Annotated in this window: 6 protein-coding genes; 4 read left to right on the top strand and 2 right to left on the bottom strand. The window is 68.5% G+C overall.

The window, feature by feature from the left end:
* The first annotated feature begins 495 nt into the window (after nt 1-495).
* The gene (locus tag AB0M36_RS37560; RefSeq protein WP_364167572.1) at nt 496-702 is read left to right on the top strand and encodes a hypothetical protein; all 207 of its coding nucleotides are present in this window, start codon (nt 496-498) and stop codon (nt 700-702) included.
* Between the two features lie 124 nt (nt 703-826).
* On the opposite strand, the gene AB0M36_RS37555 is transcribed toward AB0M36_RS37560, so the two are convergent.
* A complete protein-coding gene (locus tag AB0M36_RS37555) occupies nt 827-2332 on the bottom strand; it encodes a hypothetical protein (RefSeq protein ID WP_364167570.1) in 1506 nt (501 codons plus the stop codon).
* 161 nt (nt 2333-2493) lie between these two features.
* On the opposite strand from AB0M36_RS37555, the gene AB0M36_RS37550 reads away from it, so the two are divergent.
* Nucleotides 2494-3264 (top strand): hypothetical protein, encoded by a 771-nt coding sequence (locus AB0M36_RS37550; RefSeq protein WP_364167567.1) that lies wholly within the window; start codon nt 2494-2496, stop codon nt 3262-3264.
* On the top strand, nt 3195-3692 hold the full coding sequence (locus AB0M36_RS37545; RefSeq protein ID WP_364167564.1) for a hypothetical protein: 498 nt from the start codon (nt 3195-3197) through the stop codon (nt 3690-3692). Before AB0M36_RS37550 ends, AB0M36_RS37545 begins: the two co-directional genes overlap by 70 nt.
* 4 nt (nt 3693-3696) lie before the next feature.
* Here the strand turns inward: AB0M36_RS37545 and AB0M36_RS37540 are convergent, their stop codons facing one another.
* Entirely contained in the window at nt 3697-4002 is a 306-nt protein-coding gene (locus AB0M36_RS37540; protein WP_364167561.1) for a hypothetical protein, read from the bottom strand.
* 185 nt (nt 4003-4187) lie between these two features.
* Here AB0M36_RS37540 and AB0M36_RS37535 point away from each other — a divergent pair, with 185 nt between their 5' ends.
* Nucleotides 4188-5438, top strand: a complete 1251-nt coding sequence (locus AB0M36_RS37535) for an IS701 family transposase (RefSeq protein ID WP_364167559.1) — start codon at nt 4188-4190, stop codon at nt 5436-5438.
* Nucleotides 5439-5681: the final 243 nt, after the last annotated feature.

Raw genomic sequence — 5681 nt, 5'->3', positions numbered from 1 at the left:
GCAAGCGTCCGAACTCGTTAACCGGCGACCGGGCGTACTCGTCACGGGCCAACCGCAAAGCCCTACGAGACAAACGCATCACCACGACCATCCCCGTCGTCTTGTCTGGCCGGGTACGACACGCACTCGTCCGGGATGTCCGCGACGCGGCATCACGGACCAGGCTAACCGCCGCGCAACGACACCGAAGTCAGCCCCCGACCCGGTGCCGCCGGCGACGCCCACGGAGCGGACGCCCCGGGGCCACCCGGCCTGGGTCCGAATAGGACAGTTGAGCCGTGTTCGCCGGTGGCGACACGATGTTCCGCTTGTTCGCCGGCACGGAAAGAAGGTCAATACGAAAAGGGCCCTTCAATTGGTGTCCATATAGGACATCGTGAATTCCGTGCGTCTGCTACGTTCCTCGTATAGGAGACAACGAATGTCTCCCTTACCAAGCGGGGGTGGAGCATGTCGGTTCGCACGCGCATGGCATCGCTGGGCGCAGCGGCGGTAATGGCAACGATCGGTGTGCTGGCGGCGCCACAGGCGGCGTCGGCGGCGATGTACGTACAGAATTACGGAGCCACTTACACGGGCCCGACCGCCATGGCGGACTGCAACGCGGCCGGCAAGTACGGTGTCTCGCACAGCCAGTGGGACTTCTACCGCTGTTCGCCGTACGCGGGCATGGCATATCTGGCCGGTTACGTCCGCATGTAGCCAGACACATCTGGGCTGGTCCGATCTCGCCGCAAGCCGGACCGGCCCCGGTCAGGCCCCGGCGGGCTCGAAGACCGCCGGCAAATAATGCGCCATGGGGAAACGGCGGTTACCACTATCACGGTCACGAACTGACGTTGCCGACCCTCCACAGCCGTACCGTCGCGTCCCAGCTTGTGCTGGCCAGCAGTGTCCCGTCCGGGCTGAACGCCACGCCCAGGACCAACTCGGGGTGGCCGGCGAGGACGGCGGTGGGTCGGTCGGCGGTCAGGCCCCAGAGCTGGATCGTCCCGTCGGTGGAGGCCGAGGCGAGCGTCTGACCGTCGGGGCTGAACACCACGTGACCGACCCGGTCGACGTACTCCAGGAGCCGGTCGAGAGGTCGACCGGTGGCGCTGTCCCACAGGCGTACCCGTTGGTCGAAGCTGGTGGAGGCCAGTACGGTGCCATCCGGGCTGAACGCCACACTCTGCGCCGGCAGCCAGTGCTCGAGGGGGCTGCCAGCCGGTCGGCCGGAGGACGGATCCCACAGCCGCACAGTGCGGTCGTCGCCGGCAGTGGCCAGCAGCGTGCCGTCCGGGCTGAACGCCAGGTCGAGCACCGGCCCCCGGCCGTCGAGGGGGGCGCCGACCGGCCGGCCGGAGGACGGATCCCACAGCCGCACGGTGCCGTCGTCGCTGGAGGAGGCGAGCAGGGCACCGTCAGGGCTGAACGCCACACCGGAGACCCGCTGGGGATGGCCGCCGAGAGCGACGCCGGCGGGGCGCCGCGACACCGTGTTCCACAACCGCACCGCACCGTCGTCGCCGGCAGAGGCCAGCAACATCCCGTCCGGACTGAACGCCACCACGCCCACCGGTCCCCAGTGCCCGGCAAGGGCAGCACCGGAGGGCAGTCCGGTGGACGGATCCCACAGCCGTACCGTGCCGTCGTCGCCGGCGGTGGCCAGCAGGGCACCGTCCGGGCTGAACGCCACACCCGACACCGGCCCCAGGTGGGCGGCCACGATGGTGAGACCCCGATCGTCGACCACGGGCCTGGTCACGATGGACTCGTCGGACGGTTCCTGGTAATCGCCCGTACTCCGGCGAATCCACTCGCTGCCGCACACGTCCCTCCTCCCGTCGTCCGGCTCGAGCGGGAGGAAAGGCCGGAGCCAGGCGGCGAACGGCACCGCAAACTCGGCCTGAGCCAAGGCGAGCACCCGGTCCGGATCCGCGGCCGGCGCCAGGCCGAACTGCCGATCCAGCCAAGAAACGTACGGTTGGTGGCCGCGACTGTGCTCGTGGGTGCCGTCGCCGAGGAAGTACCGTGCGCTGTCCTCGGCGACGTCGATCTGGCAGTCATAGCCGAGGAGCTGGAACAGTTCTGGGAGGCCGCGCGCCACGACGTGCGCGGCGCCGTCCTCGCCGAACACGACCACCGGGAGGGCGGCCTCGGAGGTCCGGTCGTCGAGGCGCCACAGCGCGTAACATGCGCCGTCCCGGTTGGCCTGGGCGAAGGGAACCACCCGGTCGATGAACTCGGGATCCGTGGGCCAGCACGCCGGGAGCACGGTGGTGTCGCCGTACCGAATCAACCCGAACCCCTGGGCGTAACCATCGAACCCGAGGACGCTTTGCAAGGTCATGAGCCATGCGAGCGCGGGAACCGGAGGATCGTTCTGGCGGGCGGACACGGGTCGATTCTTGCGTGTGCTGTCAACTCGGCGGTGGGTTGTCCATAATGGAGCCGATACGGCCTGAGCCGCTCCGCCGCGTAAGCCTCGACGGGCTGCCCTACGATGCGCCGATGACTTGGCATCATCTCGAAGTCGTTTCCGAGCGGCTGGCCTTCGCCCTGGCCGGGCCGGGCGCCCAGGAAGGATCGATCTGTGGCTTCGACTACGCGCAGGGCGTCGATGGTTGCGTGATCGTCGTCGAGCCCCACGACGATCCGGGCCGCAGCGGTGTGTGGAACCCGCAAACCTTCCGCGTAGTCGGACCGGTGCCGGAGGGCGTACGCGTGGTGTGGCTGCGCGCGAGCCACAGCCGTCCACCGATCCACGTGTTCGTCAGGTTCGGCGCCGACTTCGTATACCTCGGAACGGCCTCGCCGTGCTGGTTCGCCCATGCGGTCTCCGAGCCGGACGACACGTTCGAGCTCACCGAATGCCTCCTGCGGCTGTCCCAGCCCGTGCCGGCCGACATGCTGGAACGGGTACGCCCGACCACGCTGCCCACCCAGCTTCCCGGCGTCGCCTGGCTCGGTCGCCTCGCCGACGACCGGGTCGCCGCCCTGCGCGAGTTCCTGACCGGCTGGTACCCGGACCTCCAGCCGGAGGAGCGACCCTTCGGTCTCAGCCTGGCCCATCTCCCGCCCGTGCTGGCCGAGTTCCACCGACTCACCTACCGCATGCGCGTCGACCAGAACCCGCCGACGGAGAACCACTCCACCGGCGAGTTCGACCGGACCCGCCACGGGCGTAACCTGAACCGCGGCTACCGCGCGGGTTGCTCTCGTCGGAGCCGCTCGACATCCCCGATGACTATCGCGGGCCGATCACGGTCGCCCACGAGCTGAGCGGCGACGACGTCTCCTGGGCCTACCCCGCGGCGAGCTCGGCACCCGACCCGACGGTGTCGGTGTACGGCGCCGGACCGGAGCCGATCGACGAACACGAGCCCCTGAGCGGATTCCTGATCCAGCTCGCCCTCTTCGAAACCATCACGACCATGGCGCCGTACCGGGCGGGCGCCCGGCAGCTGCCCGCTGCGGCGGCGGCCCGGATCACCGGCTCGCTGAACCAGGTCCCGTTGCGCCCGTTGCGTTGGCCGCACGACCCGACGTCCTTCTACGTCGGTCCAGGCATCATCGCCATGGTGACCGCGGCGGACGGCGGATACCCGCAGGCCGACGGCACGGTCTCCGTCCATGTCGGCTGTCGCGACCGCGCCGTGCTGCGTCCCCTGGTGGATGCCGGAGTGGAGTGGGACGTTCTGGACTACTGAGCGGTCACACCGCCAGGACTGCTCGCCAGTACGACGGTCCCAGCCATTCGAGCTCCTCCGGGGCGAAGTACTGAGGCGGGTACGGAACGGGTGTCCAGCTCGCCACCGCCACACCGTGCTGCTCGGCCAGGTAGCTCGCAGCCCACGCCTGGGCCTCACCCCGTTCGGCCAACGAAAAGGCATGAGTCACTTCGTGGGTCACCGACTCGACGGGATCGCCGGTCAGCCAGAGCACCATCCAGGTGGATGACGGACCATCCCACTGGCCCCGATGACGCAGTGCCCAGCACGGCGTGGCGTCCGTACTCATCCGTCCCCCCCGGGGCAGCCGCGGACCTGACAGAGCCCGAAGCGTACGCCTGGTCCCGGCCGATGCCGACCGGTCCGGTCCGCTTTCCGGTCTGGGCACCCGGGCCCGACGGCCCTAGTAGGGCTTTGTCACCCTTCGAGTGGCTGATGGCGACAGGCATGGGTTGATGTTGGTGTCGTGAAGTGATGGACACCGTTGAGGTGCAGCGTCTGGGTGATGATCTGGTCGAGTACGTCGGGGATATGTTCGGGTCGCTGAGGTATGCGGGTTGGCAGGAGCGGGCCGGGCATTATCTGCGGGGTCTGATGCTCGACGGGCGGCGTAAGTCGATCCAGCCGATGGCGGCTCGGCTGCATGGGCCGCATGAGCAGGCGTTGAACCATTTCGTCACCAACAGTCCGTGGGACGTGGCACCGGTGCGACGGCGGGTCGCTGAACGCATCAGCCAGGCGCTGGACGGCCCGGCGTGGGCGATCGATGACACCGGCCTGCTCAAATACGGCACGGCGTCGCCGTGTGTGGCCCGCCAGTACACCGGCACCGCCGGGAAGGTCACGAACTGCCAGGTCGCGGTGTCGGTCAGTTTGGTGACCGAGACCGCGTCGTGTCCGGTCGACTGGCGGCTGTTTCTACCCGAGGCGTGGGATCCGGCGTCGCCGAAAGCGGCTGCGGATGTGGCCCGGCGGCGCCGGCGCGCGCAGATACCGGACCTGCTCGGGCACACCCCCAAGTGGCGGCTCGCCCTGCAGATGATCGACGAACTGCTCGGCTGGGGCCTGCGCCCGAGCGTGCTGGTCGCTGACGCCGGCTACGGCGACGTCGGCGAGTTCCGGCTGGCTTTGGCGGAGCGCGACATCGGCTACGCCGTGCAGGTCGCGCACACGATCACGGCCTACCCGCTCGATGTGGAACGCACGACGGTGCCGTACTGCGGCGACGGCCCCTACCCGAAGAAGATCTACCGGCAACCCGCCCCGACGGTCGGGGCCATCATGACCGCTGCCGGACCTGCTGCGGCCCGCCGGGTGACCTGGCGCGACAGCTCCCGCCAACGGGCCGGCCGAGCAGTGCCGATGAGCTCAAAGTTCGTGTTCCAACGAGTCCGACCCGCCGGCCCGGCTCTGCGCTCCGCCAACCTCGGCCAGGACCTTCCTGAAGCCTGGCTGCTAGCCGAATGGCCGACCGAGGAACCTGAGCCGGTCAAGTACTGGCTGTCGAACCTGCCGGCGACCACACCAAAACGCACTCTGATCCGCCTGGCGAAGCTGCGCTGGCGCATCGAACACGACTACCGCGAAGTCAAAACCGGGCTCGGTCTGGATCACTACGAAGGCCGCACCTGGCAAGGCTGGCACCACCACACCACCCTCATCAGCGCGGCTCACGCGTTTCTGACCCTGCAACGTCTAGACCCAAAAACCCGTGCGCCGGAATGACTCTCTACGCCGTGCTCCGACGCCTACAAGCCCTGCTCGCCCGGCTGATCGGCACCTGCCCAACCTGCCGAACCCGCTTCCCGCAACACCTTCACCACGCCGGACGCGGACCATGACAAAGCACTACTGGGTTCTGTCTCTTAGATCAAGGGACTGTCTCGCTAACGGTGTTTCCGGCGTCTTTGGTTAGTAGGTTTCGGCGGCCGGGAACCGGTCGCCGAAGGTGATCGAGAAGGCGTTCAG

The sequence above is a fragment of the Actinoplanes sp. NPDC051346 genome (assembly GCF_040682215.1).
Taxonomy (GTDB): domain Bacteria; phylum Actinomycetota; class Actinomycetes; order Mycobacteriales; family Micromonosporaceae; genus Actinoplanes.
Note: the sequence above shows the minus strand (reverse complement) of the source record. Positions and strands in the feature narration are given on the sequence as shown.